General features: G+C 44.9%; 27 protein-coding genes. 17 read left to right on the top strand and 10 right to left on the bottom strand.

Features of this window, described 5'->3' with window-relative positions; genetic code table 11:
* The first annotated feature begins 36 nt into the window (after positions 1 to 36).
* The 9 genes from OO016_RS12030 to OO016_RS11990 all read left to right on the top strand — a co-directional run bounded on the left by OO016_RS12030 (position 37) and on the right by OO016_RS11990 (position 7,419).
* Positions 37 to 1,461, top strand: a complete 1,425-nt coding sequence (locus OO016_RS12030; protein WP_266014299.1) for a hypothetical protein — start codon at positions 37 to 39, stop codon at positions 1,459 to 1,461.
* A 21-nt stretch (positions 1,462 to 1,482) separates the two neighbouring features.
* Entirely contained in the window at positions 1,483 to 2,373 is an 891-nt protein-coding gene (locus OO016_RS12025) for a hypothetical protein (RefSeq protein ID WP_266014296.1), read from the top strand.
* 146 nt (positions 2,374 to 2,519) lie between these two features.
* Complete coding sequence (locus OO016_RS12020) at positions 2,520 to 3,140, top strand: Crp/Fnr family transcriptional regulator (protein ID WP_266014293.1); 621 nt, start codon at positions 2,520 to 2,522, stop codon at positions 3,138 to 3,140.
* A gap of 159 nt (positions 3,141 to 3,299) precedes the next feature.
* Positions 3,300 to 3,515 (top strand): YgaP family membrane protein, encoded by a 216-nt coding sequence (locus tag OO016_RS12015; protein ID WP_266014290.1) that lies wholly within the window; start codon positions 3,300 to 3,302, stop codon positions 3,513 to 3,515.
* Positions 3,516 to 3,642: 127 nt separating this feature from the next.
* Complete coding sequence (locus tag OO016_RS12010; protein ID WP_266014287.1) at positions 3,643 to 4,359, top strand: DUF4382 domain-containing protein; 717 nt, start codon at positions 3,643 to 3,645, stop codon at positions 4,357 to 4,359.
* A 188-nt stretch (positions 4,360 to 4,547) separates the two neighbouring features.
* Positions 4,548 to 5,963 carry an MBL fold metallo-hydrolase gene (locus OO016_RS12005; protein WP_266014283.1) on the top strand — a complete coding sequence of 472 codons (1,416 nt, stop codon included), beginning with the start codon at positions 4,548 to 4,550 and terminating at the stop codon, positions 5,961 to 5,963.
* 102 nt (positions 5,964 to 6,065) lie between these two features.
* Positions 6,066 to 6,410, top strand: a complete 345-nt coding sequence (locus OO016_RS12000; protein WP_266014280.1) for a rhodanese-like domain-containing protein — start codon at positions 6,066 to 6,068, stop codon at positions 6,408 to 6,410.
* Between the two features lie 29 nt (positions 6,411 to 6,439).
* A complete protein-coding gene (locus tag OO016_RS11995; RefSeq protein WP_266014277.1) occupies positions 6,440 to 6,928 on the top strand; it encodes a hypothetical protein in 489 nt (162 codons plus the stop codon).
* A complete protein-coding gene (locus tag OO016_RS11990; protein WP_266014273.1) occupies positions 6,844 to 7,419 on the top strand; it encodes a Tll0287-like domain-containing protein in 576 nt (191 codons plus the stop codon). The genes OO016_RS11995 and OO016_RS11990 overlap by 85 nt, the downstream gene beginning before the upstream one ends.
* Before the next feature lie 81 nt (positions 7,420 to 7,500).
* On the opposite strand, the gene OO016_RS11985 is transcribed toward OO016_RS11990, so the two are convergent.
* The 7 genes from OO016_RS11985 to sqr all read right to left on the bottom strand — a co-directional run bounded on the left by OO016_RS11985 (position 7,501) and on the right by sqr (position 13,301).
* Positions 7,501 to 8,379 (bottom strand): sterol desaturase family protein, encoded by an 879-nt coding sequence (locus OO016_RS11985; RefSeq protein WP_266014270.1) that lies wholly within the window; start codon positions 8,377 to 8,379, stop codon positions 7,501 to 7,503.
* A gap of 3 nt (positions 8,380 to 8,382) precedes the next feature.
* Entirely contained in the window at positions 8,383 to 9,321 is a 939-nt protein-coding gene (locus OO016_RS11980) for a sulfurtransferase (RefSeq protein ID WP_266014267.1), read from the bottom strand.
* Positions 9,293 to 9,772, bottom strand: coding sequence for a monoheme cytochrome C (locus tag OO016_RS11975; RefSeq protein ID WP_266014264.1), 480 nt, complete (start codon positions 9,770 to 9,772; stop codon positions 9,293 to 9,295). The genes OO016_RS11980 and OO016_RS11975 overlap by 29 nt, the downstream gene beginning before the upstream one ends.
* A 1-nt stretch (position 9,773) precedes the next feature.
* Complete coding sequence (locus OO016_RS11970; protein ID WP_266014261.1) at positions 9,774 to 10,994, bottom strand: sulfite oxidase; 1,221 nt, start codon at positions 10,992 to 10,994, stop codon at positions 9,774 to 9,776.
* A 211-nt stretch (positions 10,995 to 11,205) separates the two neighbouring features.
* Positions 11,206 to 11,682, bottom strand: coding sequence for a DsrE/DsrF/DrsH-like family protein (locus OO016_RS11965; RefSeq protein ID WP_266014257.1), 477 nt, complete (start codon positions 11,680 to 11,682; stop codon positions 11,206 to 11,208).
* A gap of 48 nt (positions 11,683 to 11,730) precedes the next feature.
* Positions 11,731 to 12,039 carry a TusE/DsrC/DsvC family sulfur relay protein gene (locus tag OO016_RS11960; protein ID WP_266014254.1) on the bottom strand — a complete coding sequence of 103 codons (309 nt, stop codon included), beginning with the start codon at positions 12,037 to 12,039 and terminating at the stop codon, positions 11,731 to 11,733.
* A gap of 17 nt (positions 12,040 to 12,056) precedes the next feature.
* On the bottom strand, positions 12,057 to 13,301 hold the full coding sequence (gene sqr / locus OO016_RS11955) for a type III sulfide quinone reductase, selenoprotein subtype (RefSeq protein WP_266014251.1): 1,245 nt from the start codon (positions 13,299 to 13,301) through the stop codon (positions 12,057 to 12,059).
* 328 nt (positions 13,302 to 13,629) lie between these two features.
* Here sqr and OO016_RS11950 point away from each other — a divergent pair, with 328 nt between their 5' ends.
* From OO016_RS11950 to trxB, 8 genes are all read left to right on the top strand, one after another.
* Positions 13,630 to 15,003 carry an OmpP1/FadL family transporter gene (locus OO016_RS11950; protein WP_266014248.1) on the top strand — a complete coding sequence of 458 codons (1,374 nt, stop codon included), beginning with the start codon at positions 13,630 to 13,632 and terminating at the stop codon, positions 15,001 to 15,003.
* A 207-nt stretch (positions 15,004 to 15,210) separates the two neighbouring features.
* On the top strand, positions 15,211 to 15,864 hold the full coding sequence (gene upp / locus OO016_RS11945; protein ID WP_266014245.1) for a uracil phosphoribosyltransferase: 654 nt from the start codon (positions 15,211 to 15,213) through the stop codon (positions 15,862 to 15,864).
* 136 nt (positions 15,865 to 16,000) lie between these two features.
* The gene (locus OO016_RS11940; RefSeq protein WP_266014242.1) at positions 16,001 to 17,305 is read left to right on the top strand and encodes a TolC family protein; all 1,305 of its coding nucleotides are present in this window, start codon (positions 16,001 to 16,003) and stop codon (positions 17,303 to 17,305) included.
* Positions 17,306 to 17,335: 30 nt separating this feature from the next.
* Positions 17,336 to 18,412: an efflux RND transporter periplasmic adaptor subunit gene (locus OO016_RS11935; RefSeq protein WP_266014239.1), complete on the top strand. Its 1,077-nt coding sequence runs from the start codon at positions 17,336 to 17,338 to the stop codon at positions 18,410 to 18,412.
* Between the two features lie 43 nt (positions 18,413 to 18,455).
* On the top strand, positions 18,456 to 21,647 hold the full coding sequence (locus OO016_RS11930; RefSeq protein WP_266014237.1) for an efflux RND transporter permease subunit: 3,192 nt from the start codon (positions 18,456 to 18,458) through the stop codon (positions 21,645 to 21,647).
* Positions 21,647 to 21,952 carry a hypothetical protein gene (locus OO016_RS11925; RefSeq protein ID WP_266014235.1) on the top strand — a complete coding sequence of 102 codons (306 nt, stop codon included), beginning with the start codon at positions 21,647 to 21,649 and terminating at the stop codon, positions 21,950 to 21,952. The genes OO016_RS11930 and OO016_RS11925 overlap by 1 nt, the downstream gene beginning before the upstream one ends.
* 10 nt (positions 21,953 to 21,962) lie before the next feature.
* A complete protein-coding gene (locus OO016_RS11920) occupies positions 21,963 to 22,148 on the top strand; it encodes a YgaP family membrane protein (protein ID WP_266014233.1) in 186 nt (61 codons plus the stop codon).
* A 145-nt stretch (positions 22,149 to 22,293) separates the two neighbouring features.
* The gene (trxB, locus tag OO016_RS11915) at positions 22,294 to 23,259 is read left to right on the top strand and encodes a thioredoxin-disulfide reductase (RefSeq protein ID WP_266014231.1); all 966 of its coding nucleotides are present in this window, start codon (positions 22,294 to 22,296) and stop codon (positions 23,257 to 23,259) included.
* A gap of 55 nt (positions 23,260 to 23,314) precedes the next feature.
* On the opposite strand, the gene OO016_RS11910 is transcribed toward trxB, so the two are convergent.
* The 3 genes from OO016_RS11910 to OO016_RS11900 form a co-directional block, all read right to left on the bottom strand.
* Positions 23,315 to 23,761, bottom strand: coding sequence for a hypothetical protein (locus tag OO016_RS11910; protein ID WP_266014229.1), 447 nt, complete (start codon positions 23,759 to 23,761; stop codon positions 23,315 to 23,317).
* A 106-nt stretch (positions 23,762 to 23,867) separates the two neighbouring features.
* Complete coding sequence (locus tag OO016_RS11905; RefSeq protein WP_266014228.1) at positions 23,868 to 24,917, bottom strand: aminotransferase class I/II-fold pyridoxal phosphate-dependent enzyme; 1,050 nt, start codon at positions 24,915 to 24,917, stop codon at positions 23,868 to 23,870.
* Entirely contained in the window at positions 24,917 to 25,930 is a 1,014-nt protein-coding gene (locus tag OO016_RS11900) for a dipeptide epimerase (RefSeq protein ID WP_266014226.1), read from the bottom strand. The genes OO016_RS11905 and OO016_RS11900 overlap by 1 nt, the downstream gene beginning before the upstream one ends.
* Positions 25,931 to 25,937: the final 7 nt, after the last annotated feature.

The raw sequence follows: 25,937 nt of genomic DNA, 5'->3' as shown, positions 1-25,937 counted from the left end.
TAATAAGTAAACAGCATGAATTTAAAACTTCAACCTATGAAAAAAGCTATGAAAAACCTCGGTCTGCTCTTATCAGCGATTGTGCTTCTGAATGTTTCCTGCAGGCAGGAAGAGTCAGAATTTATCGAGGCACCCCAGGAAGAAACCTTAAAGGCCAACTCGGCTGTTGCTTCTCTTCTCTCAAGGACAGCATCGAAAGATGGTTCAGACGATAATATAATAGACAATGCCAGCTGCCTGAGTATACAGTTGCCCGTTACCGTAATAGCCAATGGTATTGAGATTGTGGTAGATTCTGAGGATGATTTTGACATAATAGAAGAAATATTCGATGCGCTGGAAGACGATGAGGATGTCCTGGAAATTTTGTTTCCTATCACTATCATCCTGAGCAATTTTGATGAAATAACCATTAACAACCTTACGGAGTTAGAATCATATGTGGCTGCCTGCCCGGGTGAGAATGAATATGATGATGACATTGAATGTGCCGACATAAAATACCCCGTTACGGCATCTGTATTTAACGCTCAGAATGAAATTATCGATACCGTCACAATAAGCGATGATGAAACACTTTTCGCTTTCCTGGAGGAATTGGATGAGACTGATGTAGTAAATATTAATTTCCCCATAACTGTGGTTCTTTTTGACGGCACAGAAGTGGCAGCATCAAACCTTGACGATCTGGAAGATATTTTGGAAAATGCCGAAGACATCTGTGATGAGGACGATGACAACGATTATAATGACGATGACTGCGATAACTGTACCACGGAACAACTTTCTCAAGTGCTTACTGGTTGCTCAGACTGGACGGTGGATAAGTTGGAGCGCAATGACCAGAACCTCGAAGACCAGTATATTGGCTACCTGTTCAATTTTTTAAATGACGGGACCTTATCTGCAACGGAGGGCGCCAATGTGTTTTCGGGTACCTGGTCGGCCAGTGGAACAGCAAATAGCATATCGGTTCAAATAGACATTCCTGATCTAGGAGATTTTAATGCGGTATGGAACCTTCATGAGATCCAAACCGGTGGAGAAACAGATGTTGATTTGCGGGTAGGGGATGACCGCCTGAGATTTGAAAGTTCCTGTAGCACTGGAGGTGGAGATGGTAGTACTGGCTCTACGCTTGGAGCTATACTTATAGATGGGAGCTGGATAGTCTCGTCCTATGTTAGTGATGGTATTGATGAAACCACTAGTTTCAGTGGCTATGACTTTAACTTCCAGGCAGGTGGTTCCGTTGAAGCCAGTAATGGCAGTACGGTCACTGGCAACTGGTCTTTCCTTGAATCCAGCAACAAACTAATCCTGAATTTTGGAACGGACATTACCCTGGAGGAACTGAATGATGATTGGGATGTGGTATCGGTTACCGACACCCAGGTAAACCTAACGAGTGTGAGCGGTGGAGACGGCTCAACAGACACCTTAATATTAACAAAACAATAGAACAATAAATAATTTAAGATCATGAAAAAGAACATTTTAAGCCTGGGAATTTTTCTGGCACTAATATCCTTTACTGCCTGTACAACGGAGAGTGAGAGTAATAATGAAGACCTTGATTTAGCCCGCCTGCAAGCCGATGTTGCAGAGATTACAAACATGGCTACAACAGGTCCCTGGACTATAACCAACTTTGTTGATTCCGGAAAGAACGAGACGGGAGACTTCTCGGGTTACGGTTTTAGTTTTAATGCAGATGGAAGCCTGGTGGCAGACAATGGTACGACCACCATTACAGGATCTTGGTCTATTACCATAGACGATGATACCAGTGACGACAATAGCGATGATTCCAGTGGGGATTCTCAGGACCACGACTGCGATTCCTGTACTATTGAACAACTAACAGACGTGTTAACCGCCTGTTCCGACTGGTTTGTGGAAAAACTGGAAAGGAATACCAACAATCTGGAAGACAACTACTCTGGCTATCTTTTCAACTTTATGGCAGATGGCTCCCTGATGGTGACCAGCAGCACGGATAGCTACAACGGCAGCTGGACAGCATCCGGAAGCGGAAACAACATTCAGGTTGTACTAACGGTTACAGATCTGGCTGATTTTGAGGATACCTGGACCTTGCACGAAATAGAATTATATCAGGGAGAATCTAATGTAGACCTGAGGATAAATGGTGAAGATCGCCTGCGATTCAGGAACAATTGTACTCTTGGAGATTTTGGAGGCGGCAATACTACCGGGGAAATTGATTTCAACATATTCTTTGCTGCCCCGGAGGACTTTGCCGAACTAACTGAGGATTGGAATATTATTTCATATTCTGCCACCAAAATTGAACTGAAACATGTAAGCGGAGGAGATGGAGATATTGACCTGCTTACATTTGAAAAATAAGACGCTCCAATGAACATAACCTAGGGACCTTTCTGAAACTATGGAATGAGACCCGCTGTGAAAGAGAGAGGTTCTTTAATTGCCCCGGCAACACGTCGGGGCAGTTTAATTGTTATATTTAGTAAACTCAAAGCAGGATTTCCAAAATGGATACTTCGGATAAAGCTTCACAAAACTTTCCCAAACTATTCAGGAAAATGCAGGAGGTAGGCATACGCAAAAGTATCAGTGAAGGGACAGAAATCCTTCGTGAAGGACAGTTTGTAAAAGTTATACCTCTGGTTCAAAGTGGGCTCATCAAGGTGTTTACACGTCATGAGGACAGGGAATTGCTATTGTATTATATACGGCCTTACGAGAGCTGCATCATGTCTTTTTCTGCTGGTATCAATAATGAACCCAGCGAAGTGTTTGCAGTTACCGAGGAAGATACGGAGGTATTGTTAATTCCTGTAAGCGAAGTGCAAAACCTGGTAAAGGACAACCCAAACGGAAATCATTTCTTTTTTCAGCAGTATAAAGCCCGATACGCGGAATTGCTGGATACAATCCACCATGTACTTTTTTCAAAAATAGATGCCCGCCTTTATAAGCATCTTAAGGATAAGGCCGGTTTAAAGGGAGAAAATCCGCTTCGCATTTCACACCAGCAGCTTGCCAGTGAACTGGGAACTGTCCGGGAGGTTATCAGTCGCGTAATGAAAAAACTGGAAGGGGAAGGCCTGGTCAGACAAATAGGCAATACTATCCAGGTTTTTAACCGGTGACTTAAGTCACTGCACACTCCAACTACACCTTTTATTTTTATCAAAAAAGGAAATCATGAGCTGGAAATCCATAAAATTTCTTATTGCGTGTATTATTTGCATTGAAATTGCAGGTTTGGTTTGGCTTGTGAAGCTGTTGTTTAATTAAAAACTATAATCATGAAAAAAAATATGGGGTCTGCAGACCGAATCATCCGAACAATCATCGCTGTAGTAGTTGGAGCCCTTTACTTTACTGATGTAATAACCGGGACTCTTGGCCTGGTACTGCTTATCCTGGCAGTGGTATTCCTGTTAACCAGTCTGGTTAGTTATTGCCCGCTTTATGCCCCTTTTGGAATTTCAACCTGCAAGCTTAAAAAAGAGGATTCATAAAAAAATTGAGATTTCTTGAGGAGTTTTCCGGAGTTAATTGTTTTAATAATGTGATTCCGAGCAATATGGAATGGAATCATTCGTTAGTAAAATGTTCAATCTTAAGTACTTAACCTATTTTAAAGTTATGAAGAATTCAATTTATCTTACCCTTTTGCTGTCTGCCATGTTATTGGTGAGTTGTTCCAGTGACGAAAACGACGGCAGTAGGATTAGACTCAAAGTTGCCTCTGTTAATGCCCCCGGGATAAGCGGGAAATCTGCTGCTTTTACCAGCAAAGTTAACGAAGGCATTGTTTTTACAGATTTCCGTATCTCTATCAGGGATGTGGTTTTTAAAAACGATGATGACCCTAACAGCAGCCTGGATACCGATGAAATACAGTTCAGGGGACCCTACCAGATCGATTTGCTCACTGATGGTGATGCTGTTACTCAAACTATTGGGGATGCATTTGTTCCCGATGGACTTTACAAGGAGCTCCGTTTCAAATTTCATAAAGACGAAGACCTGCCAACAAACGATGTCCTGTACGACAAATCCATTTATATCGAAGGTACTATTGATGGCACTCCATTTGTTTTCTGGCACGATACCAGTGAAAATCTTGATGTAGGAAGAACTACGGGTGTGGAAGTAGCCGGAGGTGTGGTTAATTTCACCGTGGAATTTGATATCTCTCAGTTCCTGAGTTCTTTGACGACCATTGACCTGCATCAGGCTGTGGACGGGAATCAGGACGGATTAATAGAGATTTTCCCCAATGATCAGGATGGAAACCAGGATATAGCCGATACCTTAAAGGACAATATCAAAGAGACCGCCGATTTAATTGACAGGTAGTCTGGCGCTCCTAAAGATTAGTAAAAGCACCGCATGGCATGCGGTGCTTTTTTATTCTCTGGATTTGTGTTCGACATGACAAATATCAGTGTTCTTTATTTGTTTCGTTCAGACCTTTGTAACTATTGTTACGGCCTACAAATCGGATACGGGTTAATTTTAACTCATAACCATTTAGTTGACGAATTATGCATGTTGAACAAATCTATACCGGATGTCTCGCTCATGCGGCCTATTATCTGGAAAGTAAAGGGGAAGCTGCCATTTTTGACCCCCTTAGGGAAGTAGATCCTTATATCGCCAGGGCCAATAAGGACAATGCGAAGATCAAGTATGTTTTTGAAACCCATTTCCATGCTGATTTCGTAAGTGGACATCTGGATCTGAAAAAGAAAACCGGGGCCCAGATCGTTTTTGGTCCCACTGCTAAACCTGGTTATGAGGCCATTGTTGCCAAAGACGGGCAAATATTTGAAGTTGGGGATTACAAGGTGAAAGTGATCCATACGCCCGGACATACTATGGAAAGTACAACCTATTTGCTGATAGACGATAAGGGTCAAGAACACGGAATAATCACCGGAGATACCTTATTTATCGGTGATGTGGGAAGGCCTGATCTTGCACAGCATGTGGTATCCGAACTGACCGAGGAAAAGCTGGCCGGGCATCTTTTTGATTCCCTCAGGAATAAAATAATGCCTTTGGATGATCACCTGATTGTATACCCAAACCACGGAGCGGGCTCGGCCTGTGGTAAGATGATGAGCAAGGAGACCACGGATACGCTGGGTCATCAGAAGAAAGTGAACTATGCGCTGAGGGCAGATATGACCAAGGACGAATTTATAAAGGAACTGCTGACCGGGCTTACCCGTCCGCCGGGCTATTTCCCCCAGAACGTGCTTATGAATATCAAAGGATACGAAAGCCTGGACACGATTAAGGAACGGGGCGAGAAACCATTATCGCCCAGGGCATTTGAAGTGGCTGCCAATGAAACCGATGCACTGATGCTGGATACGCGGACGCCCATGGATTTCGCACGGGGATTTATCCCGAACAGCATCAATATTGGCCTGAAAGGAAACTTTGCCCAATGGGTGGGGGAAATGATCCCGGATATAAAACAGCAAATTCTGCTAATAACCTACCCCGGACAGGAAGAAGAGGCAATTACACGGCTTTCGAGGGTTGGGTACGACCATACTATTGGATACCTTGAAGGCGGGTTCGATGCGTGGAAAAAAGCAGGAAAGGAATACGAAACCGTAGGAAGGATCGATGTAAACGAATTTGAGGAAACCTATAAGCGCGAAAAGCCAGTGGTTATCGATATCAGGAAGAAGAGCGAGTTTGATTCCGAGCATGTTGTAGACGCCATAAATGTTCCCCTGAATGATATTAACGAAAACCTGTCCCGGTTTCCAAAAGATAAATCCTTTGTATTGTATTGTGCAGGAGGTTACCGCAGTATGGTTGCCGCCTCTATACTAAAACAGAGGGGCTGGGATAATTTTGTAGATGTCATTGAAGGTTTCGACGAAATTAAGAAAACTAGCGTGGAGAAGACGGATTATATCTGTCCGACAACCCTGCTCTAGTGACCATAAAATTTGTTTTGGTTGGTTGTTAGGGAAACGGCCACATTTCTTTGGGTCGTTTCCCTTCTTTATCGACTGTCAGGTCTTAAAAAAATAAAAATAATGTCATTTCTAAGTACTATATTTAAGTCAAAGTCAGTAGATTCTGATAAAATTGAAATCCTGGACACCAGGTCTTATAAAGAGGCTGTTGTGGGCAAGAATGTTCAATTGGTTGACGTCCGGACTCAACGGGAATTTAGATCCGGCCATATTGGCAAAGCCGCTAATATCGATTTTTTCAAAGGTGGTTCTTTTGAGAAGGCTTTTGAAAAATTTGACAAGCAAAAACCGGTTTACCTGTATTGCCGTTCCGGCAACAGGAGCCAGAAGGCGGCCCGGAAACTGGTTGCCATGGGATTCGAAAAGGTTTACGACTTAAAGGGGGGTATTTTGCAGTGGGAGTAAAATAGGAACTTCTTAAAACCAATCATATTATGAGAGCTTTACTTTTCTTCGCCATCCTGGCCTTTGTTGTCAGTTGTAAGGAACAACCCAAAAAGGCAGATGAAGCGGTAAGCATGAGTGCTGAGGCACTCGCAGAACAAGGGGAAAAACTGATGACTACCTACTGCTATCAGTGCCACAACCCCAACACTTCAAGAGAAAGTATGCTGGGACCACCTATGATAGGTATTAAAAAACACTACATTACGGATAGTACTACCAAAGAGGCGTTTGTAGCCGACCTATTGTCCTGGATGAAAGGGCCTAAGGAAGAGAATAGCAAAATGCCCCATGCCCTGGAAAAATTTGGTTTGATGAATCACCAGGTTTATCCGGACAGTGTTATCATAGGTATTGCAGAATATATGTACGATAACGAAATTGAAAAACCGGAATGGTATCAGCAGCACCACCGGGAGATGCATGGAAGCAAAGACGGAACTGGTCATCGGCATGGCCAGAAAAAAGGGGATCAGTAAGTGACCTGGATAAGGCCAGGGACTTTGCCATGGCTACCCAGGCCCAACTTGGAAAAAATTTAATGGCAGCACTACAAAGGGGAGGCACCACAGAGGCTATCCCCTTTTGTAATATTAAGGCCCTGCCAATAACAGATAGTATTGCTGAGGCTTCAAACGCTCGTATTCAGAGGGTGACTAATAAACCCAGGAATCCTGCAAATAAGGCCAGTGAATCTGAAATAGCGATTATCCAGAACTTCCAGAGCCGGATTGAAAATGGCGATACGCTGGAACCTGCTATAGAAACCCTGGATGGTAGAACGGTGTATTACTTTCCCATTATTACCAATCCCATGTGCCTGCAATGCCACGGCAAACCGGGAAAGGAAGTTCAGGAAGTTACTCTGGAAAACCTTAAAAAATACTACCCGGCGGATCAGGCACTGGGTTACGGCCTCGATGAAATCAGGGGACTATGGAAGGTAATTCCAAATCCGATTCAGCAGTAATCCTTGATGCAATTAAAACAAACTGCCCTGACGGAAACGTCAGGGCAGTTGTATTAATCTTTTAAGTGGGATAGGGATGGGCTATTCATTCTTTGGTTTGCCAAACCCATAAATATTCTGGTGTACAAAATCCTGAGGGAAGTTCTCGTCGCCCGGGAATCCAAGTTCTATAGTTCCGCTATCCTCGGGGATATAGTTGGTTTTAAAGATATAATCCCAGAGGCTCAGGCTGATCCCAAAGTTTACTCCGAAAGATCCTTTTGGAAGGGTATAGGCATGGTGGTAGAGGTGCATTACCGGGTTGTTGAAAATATATTTCAACGGGCCGTATGAAAGCTTTATGTTGGCATGATTGAGGTGTCCTATGCCAATAGCTACAAAATGTACGATAAATGCCTGTTCCGGCTCAAAGCCTCCCAATACCATTACACCCAATGTTTTCAGAGGTTTATACAGGATGTTTTCCATCCAGTGGTAGCGCAAATGCGCAGCAAATCCCATTTCCTTTACCGAGTGGTGTACCTTGTGGAAATTCCATAAGACCGGGTATTTGTGCAAAAGGATATGAGTAAACCACTGCACAAAATCGAGGATGATAAAGAAAATCAGCAATTGCAGCCACATTGGATAGCCGGAAATACTCAATAAGGTCAGGCTGTCTGAGGCAATACCCAGGTCTTTGAACGCCAGGCCAAGCACCTTGTAAAATCCGCTGATAGCTATCGCAAACAGGAAGAAATTAAAGTACATGTAAAAGGCGTCCAGCCAGAAATCCTTCCTGAAAATAGACTGATTTTTCCTCCAGGGAAAGCCAATTTCGAGTAACCAGACTACCAGCGAAATAGCCGTAAGCCCCCAGAAATAATTTGTGTACCAGGGAACATCGAATATGATCGATTTCCAGGTCCATTGTACACTTCCCATAAAGGCATCACCAAATGCATTAAGATATTTTTCCATAATTCAATTTTTTACTAGCATGTTTAATTTATTAATAAAAGGGTAATCTGTATGGCTCCATTCTGTCCAGGAGCCATCATAATTCAAGACGTTTTTGTATCCCAGCAATTCCGTAAGCACAAAATAAGTATGCGATGACCGTACCCCGGAATGGCAATACACGATTATTTTATCTTCTTTGGATGCATTCAGGCGCGCAAATATGCGCTCCAGGTCTGCAAGTGATTTGAATTTCTTGTTTCCGTCAAAATGGATGGCTTCGGACCAGTCCAGATGAACGCTGCCCGGTATTCTGCCCGCTTTGGCAGCACCTGTTTTCCATTTGTTGCCCAAATACTCTTCTTTGGACCGCGTATCTACCAGTACATAGGAGTGTTCCTTTGAACTGATCAGCTCAAACAGTTCTTCCTTGGTAATCAATTTGCCGGTGGCAGGGCCCGACGGGAAATTAAACTGTGTAGGTTCAGGTTGCTCAGCTTCTATTTGCAGGGAATGACCCAGGTCTTTCCAGGACTGTAATCCACCATCCAGTAATTTTACATCTGGAAAACCGTAATACTTCAGGGCCCACCACATGCGCGCCGCTTCCGGAAGTCCCTGGTCATCATAGAGCAAAAGCTGATGTTCATTGGTAATCCCCAGTGAGCTCAATACCTTTTCCATATGATTTTTATCTGCCAGCATTCCACCATAAGAATAAGAAGGGTTCTCAATAGCATCTCTCCAGAGGTTAACAGCGCCTGGAATATGACCCTTTTCATAGTCTTCTTTTTTTCGAAGATCTATAAATAGGGTATTTCCGGTATCCACCCTCTCCAGCTCCGCTACTTCCATAAGGGCAACCTCAGAAGGTTTATTAATATGACCTTCTTTACAACCCCAAAAGACCAGCAAGCCAATAACTATATACAGCTTATTCTTCCAGTACATACCAATCAACATCAGTGAGAACTTCTCTTCTTCCTTTTTTCTTTGGGGGGTAATTCGTAACCAGGTAGTCTACAATAATATCCTCATTCTTTCCCAGGTCCCATAAATTTTGTGTCTCCTGCATCCAGCGTATTGTGGAAATCCAGCGTTCCTTGTTCATCCTGTTCTGTATGACCAGTCGTGCAGAATGGCAATTGGTACAGTTGTTCACTACCGTCATTAGCCCCTCTGCATCTACAAGCCCGGTACGTACATGGATTCCATTTTCAATTTTATCAAAATCATCTTCCTCCGAAACAGCAACATAAGTAGTGTCTGCTGTACTTCCCCTGAAAAATGAAAGATCGGGATCGGCCATGATATATAGTATGGTAGCCACCATCAATCCAAATATGCCAAAGAGGCCCAGCATGAGTCGGTAAATGGCCTTTACCTGTTTATGGAATGTATTTTTTTCTTCCATCTCAGGTAACTTTTACCGCAATCCTGTGGCAGGCATTGTTAAGGTATCCTTTGGGGTTCCAGCCGGGCAACAACATAGGTTGTCGCATACCCTGGGAGTCCATGGCGCGGGCCCAGACTTCATAGTAACCTTTCTTTGGGAAAGATACCTCGGCAGAGAAATGCTGCCAGGCCAGCCTGTTTGCGGGCTTTTCGAGGGTACACTCCTGCCAGGTTGAACCAAAGTCTATGGAATATTCCATTTGAGTTACTTCCAGTTCACCTGCCCAGGCATGCCCGCGGATACCTAGTTTTTTGCCTTCCTTGATCATGGCACCGGTTTTGGGATAGGTGATCAGTGATTTTACTGGCATGGATTCGATAATACACATATCCTCATCCTTCACCTTTTCACCCGGAGCAACCGGATTGCACGGAACCCTGTATGCGGTACCTGTCATTTTAGTTCCGTCATGCACTTTATCCCGCACGCTGATTCTGTTTACCCATTTTCCGGATACAGAAGCAGGCCAGCCACCGGCCACAAGCCTGAGTGGATAACCATGTGCAAGCGGTATATCTTTACCATTCATTTTGAAAGCGAGCAAAGTTTCATCCTGCAGGGCTTTTGCCATTGGAGCACCCCTTGAAATGGGCTCTTTGCCAGGGTCACGGCTCAGGTGCACATCGGCAGCATGGTATCCTATGTACACAGCATTGCTTTTGATCCCAACATCTTCCAGCACATCGCGCAGGCGCACTCCCGTCCAGGTGGCACAGGATACGGCGCCAACCGTCCACTGGTTTCCTTTTGCCGGTGGATCAAATTCGCTTCGTCCATTACCTCCGCATTCCAGGGTGAGTTGATAGGTGTAGTTGGGAAATTTGGATTTCAGCTCCTGAAGGGTATAGGTCTTACTTTGGGATACTGCCTCCCCATCTATGGTAAGGGTCCATGTTGAGGCATCGATGTTTTCGGGAATAAGCCCATTGTTCCGTATAAACATACAACGGTTTGGAGTGATTGCATCATCCAAAAGGTGGGCTTTGGCCTCGATATTCCAGGGCCTATCATTTAAAACTTCCATCCCCTCGTCTTTTCCAAACAGCTTGAAGGGGTCAGGATCCTGCAGGCCCAATGGCTGGTAACCAGATGGCATGGTATGGCCATAAACAATTTCAACCCCGATAACGGCCGCCATAGAGCCCAGTACGGAGTTTTGTACGAACTTTCTTCTATTCATGGATTAAGTAAATCTACTTACCACTAAATTACTAAATATTTCAGGGTCAATTATGTAACAAATGTTACCCATCTGCCGAAATTGTAGAGCTAAATTGATCACATAACCTATTTATAAAATAATGAAGGGAATAATGTGTGATTAGTTGATTGGTTGTTAATGAAAACGGGGATGAAGATCCCCGTTTTTTGTTTGCCGTTGATGAAACTTTTTAAATAAAAAGCAAGTGTGTGCCGTCTTCGTTGGCACGATTGTAAAAATCACCAATGGTAAGAATACCATCCAATTCATCAATCAAGTCTTCACGTTCCAGGTGGAACATGTCTACGGCAAGCTTACAACCCCATAATTTACAGCCAGAGTCAGAAAGGATTTCCAGGAATTCCCCAACCTCGGGCATATCCAGTTTTTCCATTTCTTTTTTCATCATCTTCGAGGCCAGAGCTTCCACTCCTGGCAATCCGCCAAGCATGGTAGGCATGTGCATAGCAGGATTACCAACCGTAGCTACATGCAAATGCTCGAGCTTTTTCTTCTGTATGGCCTCAAGACCGAAGAAAGTAAAGAATATTTCGGCTTCAATACCTTCCATACGGGCACCATTGGCCATCACAAACGCGGCGTAAGCATTTTCCAGAGTCCCCTTGGAGAGGATGAAAAGCATCTTTTTAACTTTAGTTTCGCTCATAACGTATGTTTATTGATTCACAAGGCAAGAGCCTTGATTTATTTTAATTTAAATACAGCTTTTTGGTTTAGGAATACCGGCGATTAATGTGGATTTTTTTAGTGGTCCACCTGGGAACAAATTGTAGAACTCCTTGATGTCAATTACACCACTTTTTTTGATGCCTCTGATAGAAAGGGCCTCGCCGCTTTGTTGTTTGTCCTGGAGATATTTAATTACTTCCCAATGTTTATCAGACATGGAAATACCTTGTTCTTCCGCCAGGTATTCACCTATTTCCTTGCTCCACTGACTGAAATCCAGCAGATACCCTTCTTCGTTCACATCTATTTCCCGGTTTGCAATTACTTTTTTCATTGTATAAAATATTATGGTTATGATACTTCTTCTAATTTTTTGCCTTTTTCGTTCATGGTAGCCGATACAAATGGGATGTTTATACCTTTTAACAGCATATTCCAATATATCCAGCGGAATGCCATTTTTCCCATATGATTGGTCCTGCTCTCCTTAAGCAGACTTAATGGTCCCACACCAGGGAATGGGAAAGTACCTTCCACAGGTTCGTGGGTGTAGTTAAAGTCAATAAGCAGGGCTTTGCCATTACCGGTTTCAATGAAGCAATTGGCATGACCGTCGAACTCTTCTTTAAGCGGTTCTCCTTCAATATATCGAAGGATATTTTCTGTAAGGATCTCGGCCTCGAAGTGCGCCACGGACCCGGCTTTGGAAGCGGGAATGTTGGAGGCATCCCCGATTACAAAAATGTTTTCGTGCTCCTGCGACTGCAAGGTAGCCTTGTCTGTGGGTACAAAATTAAGATCGTCTCCCAGGCCGGATCGCTCGATAACAGGGTCTCCCATGTTGGTAGGAACGGTCACTAAAAGGTCATAGGAAACTTCTTGATCGGCGTAGTCAATGATCTTGTTATTCTCATAATCCACGCGTTCGATGTTAAAATCAGTTACTTCTTTGATCGCCTTTTCTTCCAGTAGGTAATGCAGTGTTTTGGTGGCTCTGGGCTTGGTAAATGCTCCGCCTAAAGGGGTTACAAAAGTGATGTCTACCTTGTCGCGCATGCCCTTGTTTTTGAAATAGGAGTCGGCCAGGAAGGCAAATTCCAATGGTGCCACAGGACATTTAATGGGCATTTCGGTAATATGGACAACCAACTTGCCTCCTTCCCATTCCCGAAGTTTGTTTCTCAGGGCTTTGGCTCCTTCGTAGGTGTAGAAATCAAAAATGCTCTTATGCCATTCAGGTCCGCTCATGCCTTCGATCTCTTCCGGCACTATTTTGCTGCCCGTGGCAATAATTAGCACATCATAGGCCATGGTTTGCCCATTTTTAAGGTCCACTTCATTAGCTTCCGGCCTTATGAGCTCAATTTCTTCCTGTACATAGTTTACACCTTTGGGTATAAATTTCTTCCCATTCTTTTTGACCTGCTTGGTAGTGTAGATATCAAAAGGGAGAAAAAGGAAGCCCGGCTGGTAATAGTGGGTTTTGTATTGGTCTACAATAGAAATCTGCCATTCACTTTTAGGAAGTTTGGATACCAGATGGTTTGCCATCATCGTTCCTGAAGTTCCTGCTCCTAAAATCAATAAGTTTTTCATTTTGAATCTTGTTTTAACTGGGTGAGACGCCTTATCTGGTCTGAATCACGGGGTAAAATTAGTGGAGATGCCAAATGGAAAACATGACATAAATCATAAATAACCCCCGGCACCCCCTTATGTAACATTTGTTACCTATATACTGAAAATCAGATATTTAAATAAAATTATACCTTATATATAAGTAAATATGGGGGTTTGGGTGATATATGACTTTTATCATGAAAATTAGATTGTTTGCAGTATAATTTTGGCATGACTATTTAACCGTGATACCCCAGCTTTTTGGGAAGCTCCGGGATATTTTTTGTAACTAAATTTTAAAATTATGAGGAATTATCTGCTCAATTTAATGGTATTGTTTTCGGCGGCCTTTGCTTTCGGACAGGCTGGCCACATCATGCAGGGTGTGGGATCAGTAAATATGTCTATGGGTGGTGCTGCCACAGCACAGCCTATTGATATTTCAGGGGCCCTGCAATGGAACCCGGCTTCCATTTCTGTATTTGATGGAACAGAGCTGCGCTTTGATGTAGGCTTGTTCTTTTCATCCCCGGAATTAAGCGCAACCGTACCCGAAGTTGATGGTACTGGTCAGCCCACCGGAAGGTTCTTCAGTGGATCTACTCCTGATGACAGGGGTATGTCTCCTTTGCCTGCCCTGGCAGTGGTATGGGGAGAGGCCGATAGTAAGCACACATTTGGTGTTTCTGCTTTTGGTATCAGTGGTTTTGGGGTTACTTTTCCTGAAGAAACCCGGACACCACAGCTGGTAGACGACACTTTTATTTACAATCCTATAACAGCACCACAATCACAAAGAGGTTTTGGCCGCATAGAATCCGAATATATTCTATTACAGGTAGGCTTTACCTATGCCTATGAAATTACGGATCAGTTATCCATAGGGGTACAGCCCAATTTAAATTTTGCAACACTGGAGTTGCTACCCAACCCAACCGCTACTCCTGGTCCTTCCGGGTATCCCGGGACAGACAAGGCAACCGCTGTCGGTATAGGAGGACAGGTAGGGTTATTCTATGATTCAGGTTCAGGATTCAAGGCAGGTCTTGCCTATAAATCTACCCAGGCATTTGGCGATTTTGAACTGGAAAATACATACCTGGATGAGTCATCCAACACCAATGAATTCAAGATCAATTACCCGGCAATATATTCCTTAGGTCTTGGATATTCCCTGGGGAATGTGGATCTGGCACTGGATTATCGCATAGTAGACTATGAGAACACCGCCGGATTCAAGGAAAGTGGCTGGACAATCGTAAACGGTCAGCCCACAGGCTCTGTAGCAGGCTTTGGATGGGACAATATCTCCATAATCTCCGCCGGTATCCAATTCAAAGGGATAGACAAGCTTCCTATCAGGGTAGGCTATACCTATAGTTCTAATCCGATCAATAATGATTTAGCATTTTTCAGTATTCCGGCTACGGCGATTATCAAAAACGCATTCCAGTTTGGCCTCACCTATGAGGTAAACGACCGACTGCAATTGAATACAACTTATCACCATGGGGATAGTGGAGGAGCTACACGCGGACCAGTATTGGATCCGAGCCAGGTACTCAACTTCCCTCCAAATGGGGCTATACCTGGTACTGAAGTGTCTTACGATATGACCACGGATATGGTAATGTTTGGTTTCAGCTACAAATGGCTGAATTCAGGCGGAAATCAATAAAAATTACCTAACTACTCAATAATACCATATTCAATGGTGGAAAAGCGGGGGTTTGGCCTCCGCTTTTCTTGTTTCGTTTACAATTGAAAAGGATGTTTCATTTGAATATTCCCTTTTGTATCTTTAAAATGGCTGTCCGTTAAGATAAGAATGCACCCGTTATTGGTTGTATAAATTAGATCCGGCACTGTTGATTAATATTTCGCTATGATCATTCATAATTATTCAGAATCCAATTCACTGTTAAACCAATTCGTGGCAGAATTGAGGGATGTGAATATTCAGAGGGATTCCATGCGTTTCCGAAGGAACATTGAACGTATAGGTGAAATCCTGAGCTATGAATTAAGCAAGACCCTGGACTACCGGGTAAGTACTGTGCAAACCCCTTTTGGTAACAAAGCCATGTCCCTGTCCGTCAACAACCTGGTACTTTGCTCAGTACTCCGTGCCGGCCTGCCCCTGCACCAGGGCCTGTTGAATTACTTTGATGCGGCAGAAAATGCCTTTATCTCAGCCTACCGTCACCATCCAAACGGAAAAGACGATTTTGAAGTGATTGTCAAGTATTTTGCGGCACCTGCCCTTGGCGGGAAAACCTTGATACTTACAGACCCGATGCTGGCCACTGGAAAAACCCTGGAAAATGTGCTGAAATCACTTAAAAGCCACGGGGAACCCAGGTCTATTCACATCATTTCCGTGATTGGGTCCAGGCAGGGCATAGACTATGTAAACAGTGTATTTCCGGAAAACACCCAGCTTTGGATAGCAGCCATCGATGATGAACTGACTACCAAGGGCTATATTATCCCTGGACTGGGAGATGCCGGCGATCTGGCATTTGGGGTTAAGTTATAATAACCGGGTCTTTCTACTCATTTGATTTAGCAATTTTCCGTAGTTGTTACTGTAACATTAGTTACCGGGAATAGGTAACAATGGTTACGGATTTCGGCCTTTCATCGCCCTAATTTTGGTGGAAATTAATTCAGATATGAAGCATTTCCATTTTATCTTACTATTATTCCTCTTCAGCCTTCAGCTGTTTGCTCAGGATACCTTGCTTATATCCAAGGCCAGTGTCCTGGAACAAATGGAAAAACAAAACCTGAAGATCAGGATATCAGAGCAGGAACTCTGGTCGGCCAGAGGACAATACCGCCAAACCAATGGGTTGTTGCTGCCTTCGGTTAGTATTTCTCACACGGGGATCACCACAACAAACCCCCTCATGGCTTTTGGATCAAGGCTCAATCAGCAGCGAATAGTGTCTGCCGATTTTAACCCGGACCTGTTGAACAATCCGGAACGTATTGAAGATTTTGCTACCCGCGTGGAGGTTAGTCAACCCCTGATAAATATGGATGGCTTTTCAAGACGAAAGGCGGCCAAAGCCCAATGGGAGGCTGCCAGCCTTAATTCAGAAAGGACGCGAGAATACATGGTCCTTGAAGTGGAAAAGGCCTATATGGAACTGCAACTTGCCTATAAGACCATTGAGGTACTTCAAAAAGCGAAGCGAACAGTGCAGAGGAACCTGAAGCAGGCCAGGGATCAATACAAGCAGGGTTTACTCCAGAAATCCGATATCCTGGCGGTAGAAGTCAGGGCCATCGAAGTTGAAAATCAGTTGCAGAGTGCGGAGAGTCAGTTAGGCATCACCTCCAACTACCTTTCCATGCTGATGAACGACACGGGATTCATGATACTAAAACCCAGCGATTCCCTTGAGGTGTCCGGTATTCCATTTGAAGAGGCTCCTGTACTGGACAATCGCAAGGATATCCGGGCCATGGAGGCGGCCACCAGAGCATACAAACAACAGTACCAGGCAGAAAAAATGAATTTCCTTCCCCGTCTCAATGCGTTTGGGGTATATGAATTGCATGATCAGGATATATTTCAGGGAGCCGCCAATGGGTATCTCATTGGGGCCGAATTGAAATGGGATGTACTTCAGGGAACCAAGCGTTTTGGAAAAGCACAGTCCAGCAAGGCCGATTATGAAAAATCGAGGCTTGAATTGGCCCAATATAAAGCAAATAGTCAGGTAGAGCTAAACAGAGCCAGACGTATGCTTCAGGATGCGCAAAGTAGCCTGGAGCTTACGACACTGGCCCTGGAACAGTCCAGGGAAGCACTCCGGATCAGAACAAACAGATATAAACAGGGACTTGAAAAGACCTCGGATCTGCTGGCAGCAGAATCGCAGTACGCACAAAAAGAACTTGAATATTACATCAATATTTTTCAACTCAATTATTCCCGGGCCTATCTGCATTTCCTGACCAGGGGCTAACGGTATTATTAAAAGTAAATGAAATACATAATGAAACTAAGAAATGCAATTGTGGGGTTATTAACCCTCGGATTCATTGTCTCCTGCGGGGATTCGAACACTGAAAAAGAATTGGCCAAAACGTCACCGATTCCGGTAACAGTAAGTGAAGTGGGTTCCGATAGCGGAGCTGCCTCCTTCTATGCCAGCGGCAGCCTGGAGGCTGTACAGAACACCAGTATCAGTACAAGGATGATGGGATTTGTAAGGCGATTGAATGTAAAGCCCGGTGACAAAGTAAGGCAGGGAGCACTGCTGATAGAGATAAGCAATGCTGATTTGTCTGCCAAAAAAGCCCAGGCCCGCGCAAACATTCTCTCTGCGGAGGCAGCTTTCGCCAATGCAGAGAAGGATTATAATCGCTTTAAGGCGCTTTACGAATCACAGAGTGCTACCCAGAAAGAAATGGATGACATAAGCGCCCGCTACAGGATGACGAAGGCCGGGCTGGAGGCCGCCAGGCAGATGGAGCAGGAAGTCCTGGCCCAAATGGATTATGCAAAGATCAAGGCCCCCTTTGACGGGGTAGTGACCAATACCTTTATCAAGGAAGGGGATATGGCCAATCCGGGCATGCCTCTGCTGGGTTTGGAAGCACCGGATCAATTTCAGGTAGTAGCCATGGTTTCGGAATCCGATATAGACAGAATTTCAAAAGATGTCGGGGTACAGGTGCACCTGAAATCCCTGGATAAGTGGGTTACAGGAAAGGTAAGCGAGGTAAGCACTTCTTCCCGGAATACAGGAGGCCAGTTTTTGGTGAAGGTTGTTTTGGAAGAAAATCACCCTGGAGTAAGGTCCGGGATGTACGCCACAGTGCAATTTCCACAAGGCAGGGAAGCAACATCTGAAAAGGTCATGATTCCCTCCAGCATCCTCGTAAACAAAGGTCAGTTGACGGGAGTCTATATTCTGTCTGATCAGGATATTGCCCTGCTGAGGTGGATTAGGACTGGCAGGACCATAGGAGATAGCGTAACAGTGCTATCCGGTCTGAAACCAGGGGAGCGGCTAGTCCTCACTGCGGAAGGAAAATTATATAACGGAGCTAAAGTAACAATCCAGTAATAGTGCTGGTCAAAACGGTGTTTACTAAAGAAGGATAAGCATTATGAAAGAAGGAATAGCAGGAAAAATTGCCAAAGCATTTATCGGTTCAAAACTGACGGTTTTGCTGATGATTGTCTTTATGGTCATCGGGGTGTACAGCTCTTTTTTGATCCCAAGAGAGGAGGAGCCACAGATCGATGTACCCATGGCCGACATACTGGTTGGCTATCCCGGCGCAAGTCCCACGGAGGTGGAATCTCGGGTGATCAAACCCCTCGAAAAACTCATATCCAACATCAAAGGGGTAGAATACGTGTACTCCACAGCCATGGAGGAAAAGGCACTGGTGATTGTGCAGTTTTACGTTGGGGAGGATATTGAAAGGTCTTTTGTTAAGCTCTATAACGAGATAAACAAACACATGGATATCATGCCAAGGGGGGTGACCTTCCCCCTGGTAAAAACGCGCGCAATTGATGACGTTCCTATTCTGGGACTAACCTTGTGGAGTGAGGTGTACAACGACTTTCAGTTGAGACAGATCGGGCAGGAGTTGAGGCATGAACTGGAAAAAGTGAAAGATGTTTCGGCTACCCGTGAAATTGGTGGTCGGGTCCGCAAACTGAGGGTACTCCTGGATAAGGAGAAAACGGCTGCAAGCGGGCTGGATTTACTTTCGGTTGCCCAAATGATACAGGCAAGCAACCAGCAGTTAAACAGCGGCACCTTTGATCGCAACGATATGGAATTTGCCGTAACCACAGGGCAGTTCCTTAAGTCCAGGGAAGACGTGGAGAATCTTGTGGTAGGTACTCAGGATAATATGCCGGTTTACCTCAGGCAAATAGCCGAAGTAATCGATGGCCCGGGGCTGCCACAGAACTATGTAAGCCTTGGTTTTGGCCCGGGAAGCCCTAAGGCATCCCAGTACCCTTCAGAATATCCGGCGGTAACCCTTTCTGTAGCAAAGCGAAAAGGGGCCGATGCCATGCAAATAGCCGACAGGATCCTTGACAAAGTAGAGCACCTGCGCACCAACCTTATTCCAGATGAAGTAAATGTAGAGGTAACCCGGAATTATGGTCAGACGGCTTCACAGAAAGTTTCAGAGCTGCTGATGCACCTTATAGGGGCCATAATTGCCGTAACCTTTGTAGTTATGCTGGCAATGGGATGGAGGGGAGGCCTGGTGGTTTTCCTGTCGGTCCCCATCACATTTGCCTTAACCCTGCTGAGCTATTATATGCTTGATTACACCCTGAACAGGATTACATTGTTTGCCCTGGTTTTTGTAACTGGTATTGTGGTAGACGATTCCATTATCATAGCCGAAAATATGCATCGCCACTTCAAGATGAAGCGGCTTCCTTTCCGGCAGGCTGCATTGTATGCCATTAATGAGGTAGGAAATCCTACCATACTGGCCACATTTACGGTTATAGCCTCCGTGCTACCCATGGCATTCGTTTCCGGTTTGATGGGTCCTTATATGTCGCCCATGCCCATTGGGGCCTCTATAGCCATGATCTTGTCTTTATTTGTGGCCCTGACCATAACTCCATATCTGGGTTACCTGTTCCTGAGGGAAAAACATGGTAAATCTCAGACCCAGGAAGAGCAAAAACCCCAGGAAACCTTTATTTACAGGTTGTATGAAAGATTTGAAAAGCCCCTTATCGAAAACAAAAAGGTTCGCTGGACATTTCTGGGCATTACCTTCCTGTTGCTGGGCGGTTCCATAATGCTGTTCTTTACCAAGACGGTAGCTGTAAAAATGTTGCCATTTGATAACAAGAACGAATTCCAGGTGGTTATTGATATGCCGGAGGGAACAACTCTGGAGCGCACAGCCGCTGTTACCCAGGAAGTGGCCCGTTACCTGTCTGAGCAGGACAATGTTGTTAATTACCAAAGCTATGTAGGTACATCGGCTCCTATCACTTTCAATGGCCTGGTAAGGCACTATGATCTGCGCGGTGCCAGCAATATGGCCGATATTCAGGTAAACCTCACGGATAAGCACAACAGAAGCGAACAGAGCCATGATATAGCCAAGGGTGTTAGGACAGCGGTACAGGAGATTGGAAGGCGTTATGGTGCGAACATCAAAATTGTGGAAGTTCCTCCCGGTCCTCCAGTACTTTCTACTATAGTTGGGGAAATCTACGGGCCGGATTACGATGGACAAATAGCCCTGGCAGGAGATGTGGTCAACTTGCTGGAAAACACCGAAGATGTGGTGGATATTGACTGGATGGTAGAGGCAGATCAGAAGCAGTATGCCTTTGTGGCTGATAAAGAGCGAGCCATGCTCAACGGGATCGCACCGGAGCAAATAACACATACCCTGCATATGGCGCTATCAGACCAGGCCATTACTAACCTTTATGATGAAAGTGCTGCGGAGCAGGTTCCCCTGGTTTTGGCCATAGATGAAAAAGAACGTTCCACTACAACTGACCTCAAACAACTTATGATCAAATCAAAATCGGGTCAACTTGTAGCCGTTGGAGATCTCACCAAAATGGAGGAAAAGGTACGCCCCAAAAGCATTTACCGCAAGAATCAGAAGCGCGTGGTTTATGTGCTGGCAGACATGGCAGGTGAATTGGAAAGTCCGGTTTATGCCATCCTCGGGATGACGGATAAACTCATGAAGTTAGATCTGCCCCAGGGTTATTCTCTGGAGGAATTGTATATGAATCAGCCTGAATTTGAAGATGATTACACTGTCAAATGGGATGGAGAATGGCAAATAACCCTTGAGGTCTTCCGGGATCTTGGCATTGCCTTTCTGGGTGTTATCATTATAATTTATATCCTTATTGTAGGCTGGTTCCAGAATTTTAAGGCCCCTGTGGTGATGATGGTTGCCATTCCGCTTTCCCTTATCGGGATAGTACTGGGGCACTGGCTCCTGGACGCTTATTTCACTGCTACGTCTTTTATTGGTATGATTGCCCTTGCAGGTATTATGGTACGCAATTCAGTATTGCTGATTGATTTTGTGAACCTCCGCCTCTCTGAAGGTATTTCGCTGAAGCAAGCCGTGATTGAAGCCGGCGCTATTCGTACCACTCCAATCTTACTAACAGCCGGTACGGTGGTTATTGGGGCATTTGTGATACTGTTTGACCCGATTTTCCAGGGACTGGCTATTTCACTTATGGGAGGTACCATAGCCTCCACTGTGCTAACCCTGCTGGTTGTACCCCTTGTTTATTACATGATCGAATCTAAAAACCATCAATAATGAAACTAGTAATTGTTACCGTTGTAGAGGATTTTGAACCTGAGGTATTGCGGCTTTTCAAAGAGGCCGGGATAGAGCAATTCAGCGGGTCGGATATAGATGGATATAAAGATCAGGCTTCAGTCCTTAAGGCTGCCAGTTGGTTTCCAAGTACCAAAGGGGGTGTGGAGTCCAGCCTGTTCTTTTCGTTTACGGATACTGATAAGATCTCCAGGCTGTTTAAGCTTATCGAGGCCTTTAATTCAAAACTGGATACGGAGAACCCCATAAGGGCCGTTGTGGTACCCATAGAGAACTATATTTAAAACCGAAGAAATGAAAAATAGAATTATACGTGCAGTTGCAGGGTCCTTTATTCTTATTAGTCTGATCCTGGCTGTATATGTGAATCAGAACTGGTTGTGGTTTACCGCCTTTGTAGGCCTGAATCTGCTGCAGTCTTCCTTCACCAAATGGTGCCTCATGGAAGATATCCTGGCTAAGTTTGGAGTGAAGGATTAATATGGTAATTGATAGATTATCAATAAGTTTTGTATAATGACCTGTGGTTTCGGCTTCATAGGATAACTTTTGATAACTTTTGATGTAAGTTTTTTGGTCAATATCCTACTTTTATAACCGTATTAATTGATGATTTTCATTACATATGAGTGAGCAAATAGAACGAATAAAGACATTGATTATCGGCTCCGGACCGGCCGGCTACACAGCAGCTATATATGCTGCCCGGGCCGACTTAAAGCCTGTGGTTTACACGGGTATGGAGCCGGGTGGACAGTTGACCACCACGACTGAAGTGGATAATTTCCCCGGCTATCCTGAAGGAATAGACGGGCCAACCATGATGGTTCAGCTGCAACAGCAGGCAGAGCGCTTTGGAACGGATGTTCGAATAGGAATGGTTACCGCTGTGGAATTCAGTGATGAGGTAGGGGGTATTCACAAAGCTACAATTGACAACGATAAGGTTGTTGAAGCTGAAACGGTCATTATTTCTACCGGAGCTTCTGCCAAATATCTCAATATTCCAAGTGAACAGCGTTTACGCGGGGGTGGTGTTTCTGCCTGTGCTGTATGTGATGGGTTTTTCTACAAAGGACAGGATGTGGCTATTGTAGGTGGAGGGGACACTGCTGCTGAAGAAGCCTCTTACCTTGCCAACATATGCAACAAGGTAACTATGCTGATTCGGAAAGACTATATGCGGGCTTCCAAAGCCATGCAGCATCGTGTTAATAATCTTTCCAACATAGAGATCCGCTACAATACCGAGGTTGATGAAGTACTGGGAGATCAGGTTGTGGAGGGCCTTCGTCTCGTTAACAATAAAACAGGTGAAAAAGAAGAAATTACGGTTACAGGCTTGTTCATTGCTATTGGCCATACCCCAAATACCGGTATCTTCAAGGGACAGCTGGATATGGATGAAACCGGATATATCATTACAAAAGGCAAGTCTACCAAAACCAACAAACCCGGAGTATTTGCCTCGGGAGATGCCCAGGACAAAGAATACAGGCAGGCAGTAACGGCTGCAGGAACCGGGTGCATGGCCGCTCTGGATGCGGAACGATACCTGGCTACCGTAGAGACGCCGGAAGAAGTTTCCTGATAAAACAAAAAAAACCGCTGCAATCACAGCGGTTTTTTTATTGTGGTGGATATGATTAATCTATGCGCCGATAGTTCTCGGAGAATGTTCTGTTGCCCTCTTCGTCCTGAGAGATCTGACTGTAATTGTCATCGGTGAGTATTAGTTCAAAAGTAAATACACTAAGGGTATCCAGGGCCTGCATCATCTGGTAATCCCCGTATTCAATGGTTTCAATTAGCTGGTCTGAGGTTATCCTGTACGAACCAAAACCAAACCTGCCTATGGTATCACTGGGGTTTGTTCTGGACCACATGATCTTCCCATTGTAGTACATCTTGACCTGGCGGTACCCTTTTGGGGCATATACAGTATCCGTGACTTCCTCTCCGTCATAATTGTAGAAACTTTCTAACTCCCAGGTGCCTTCAATGGTATGCATGGCAGGAGGGGTTGTTGTGGTGATTGCTGTACCAGCAAAAAGGATCAACAGCAGCAAAACCAGTCCGATCAATTTTCTCATGGCCGTATCATTTAAGTGTTATTCTTAATTATTTCTTAAAAGTTACAAAATTTTTGCAAATAAAAGTACAGGAATAAGAAATACCAGAGCTGCGTTTGCTCAGGGTTCAATGACCATGAAAATATTGGTTAATAAGCTGTGCCAGGTGGCTGATTTCAGCCTTGCTGTGCGCCGCTGTAAGGACAATCCTGCTGGTAGGTTCGGATTGTTCATTTGGGTAATGGAAATGCGTTACCAGGACATTTTGTCGCCTTAAATACTCCGTTAGCCCCAGATCCTTATAGGCAAAGGCAGGCTGGCCGGGTATAAAGCGAAATACATGCTTTTGCTCTAGGAGGGCAAGGAAATATTCGGTTAATCCCTTGAGTTGCTGGTTTTTCTCCCAGATCAAAACCAGGGACTGCACAAAAGTAGCCAGTCCCGCAGGGCTGGCCGGACTTGCTGCTCCGTATATTTCGGATTTAGCCAGCTGATTGATCATTCTTTTGGAGCCCGCGACAGCACCTGCGGGGATGCCTATGGCCTTGCCCATGGAAAAACACACCAAAAGATCTTTGGGCTTAAACTGTGTCAGTATGGGGTAGGCACCTGTACCTTCCTTCCCCATCACACCAAATCCATGTGAGTCATCCGCTACAAGGATACACTCCGATAGGGGCAAATCCCGTAAAGCGTCAAATTCGGGATAGCTTGCCTCCGGGTTCTCCAGGGTATCCATGAAGATTACAGGGGTAGATTCTTTTGTGGAAAGGTGTTTTTCAAGTGCGAGCCTGAGTTCCCCGAAAGACGCATAGGCTGGGATTTTCTTCTGGTACAGTGCGGAATGGCTTTCCCGGGTATAGAAAAGGGTATAATCCGAATCGCTGAAGAAGGCTGCCAGGATCTGCCCGGCAAGATATCCTGAGGATAACGTAATTGCAGCCTGGGATGCTGTGATTTCTTTCAGCTTCTGTTCTGCTTCTGCATAGATGGCAATCTGCACATTGGCATTGCGGGAAGCGCCGTAATGTGTGCCGTAGCGATCGATGTTCTCTTTGTAGCACTTCTGGAAGGAAGGATTGGTTTGCAAACCCAGGTAGGCTGTACCCCCGAAATACAGATCGGATTGTTCTTTTATCTTAATATGTGTCCCGGGGAAGTGATCCAGAGGTTCCATCAGGCAATCAGGCTTACTCCACTTCCTCCTGTTCTGGGAAAGATCACTTCTCCTCCTTCCCTGATCTGCACACCGGTAGCTATGTCTTCAGTCAGCAAAAGTGCTCCATCCATGTCTACATAATCAAGTTGAGGCAATAGCTGCGCAATGGCCGAAATACCTACTGTAGATTCCGTCATGCAGCCCACCATCACTTTCATCCCAAGGGATTTTGCCTCGCTGATCATCCTGAGGGCCGGGGTGAGGCCGCCGCATTTGGTCAATTTGATATTGATACCGTGAAAATGAAGGGCGCAGGCGGCTACATCGCTCTCCACAATACAACTCTCATCGGCTATTACCGGCAGTACACTATTATGTGCCAGTTGTTCCATGCCTTCCCAGTCATCCGCTTTTAAGGGCTGCTCCAGGAATTCCACACCCAGTTCCTTAAGCAGGGGGGCATTGGCGATGGTTTCGGCTGCAGACCAGGCACAATTGGCATCGATCCGGAAGCGTGCATCGGTATAACGCCTGAGTTCCCGGACTATATCCAGGTCGTGATCGGTACCAAGTTTAATCTTGTATATGGGCCAGGGCTTTTCCCTGATTTTGGCTGCCATTGTTTCAATGGAATCCAGTCCTATGGTATAATTGCTAATAGGATAGTTGCTGATGTCTGTTCCCCATATCTCGTAAAGGGGTTTATCCTGCAATTTGCCAAACAAATCGTGAGCGGCAAGGTCCAGGGCACAAATGCTGAAATTGCTCAATCCCTTATCAACAAGAAACTCGTGGAACACAGATGGTTCCCGGAAATCGAATCCGGCAATTTCTGCACGTATTCCCTCAATTTCTGTAATCATCCCGGGTACCGTAATCCCATAATAGGGGTTGGAGGTAGCTTCCCCGTAGCCGGTCTTTCCGTCCAATGTGAGGGCTGCAATAAGGCTGTCCTGGGAATCATAGGATTCCCTTGAGATTCCAAAGGTGCGTTTTAACCTTAAGGTATAGGATTTTAGCGCTAATTCCATAAGCGGG

The sequence above is a fragment of the Lentiprolixibacter aurantiacus genome (assembly GCF_026241225.1).
Lineage (GTDB): Bacteria > Bacteroidota > Bacteroidia > Flavobacteriales > Flavobacteriaceae > Lentiprolixibacter > Lentiprolixibacter aurantiacus.
Note: the sequence above shows the minus strand (reverse complement) of the source record. Positions and strands in the feature narration are given on the sequence as shown.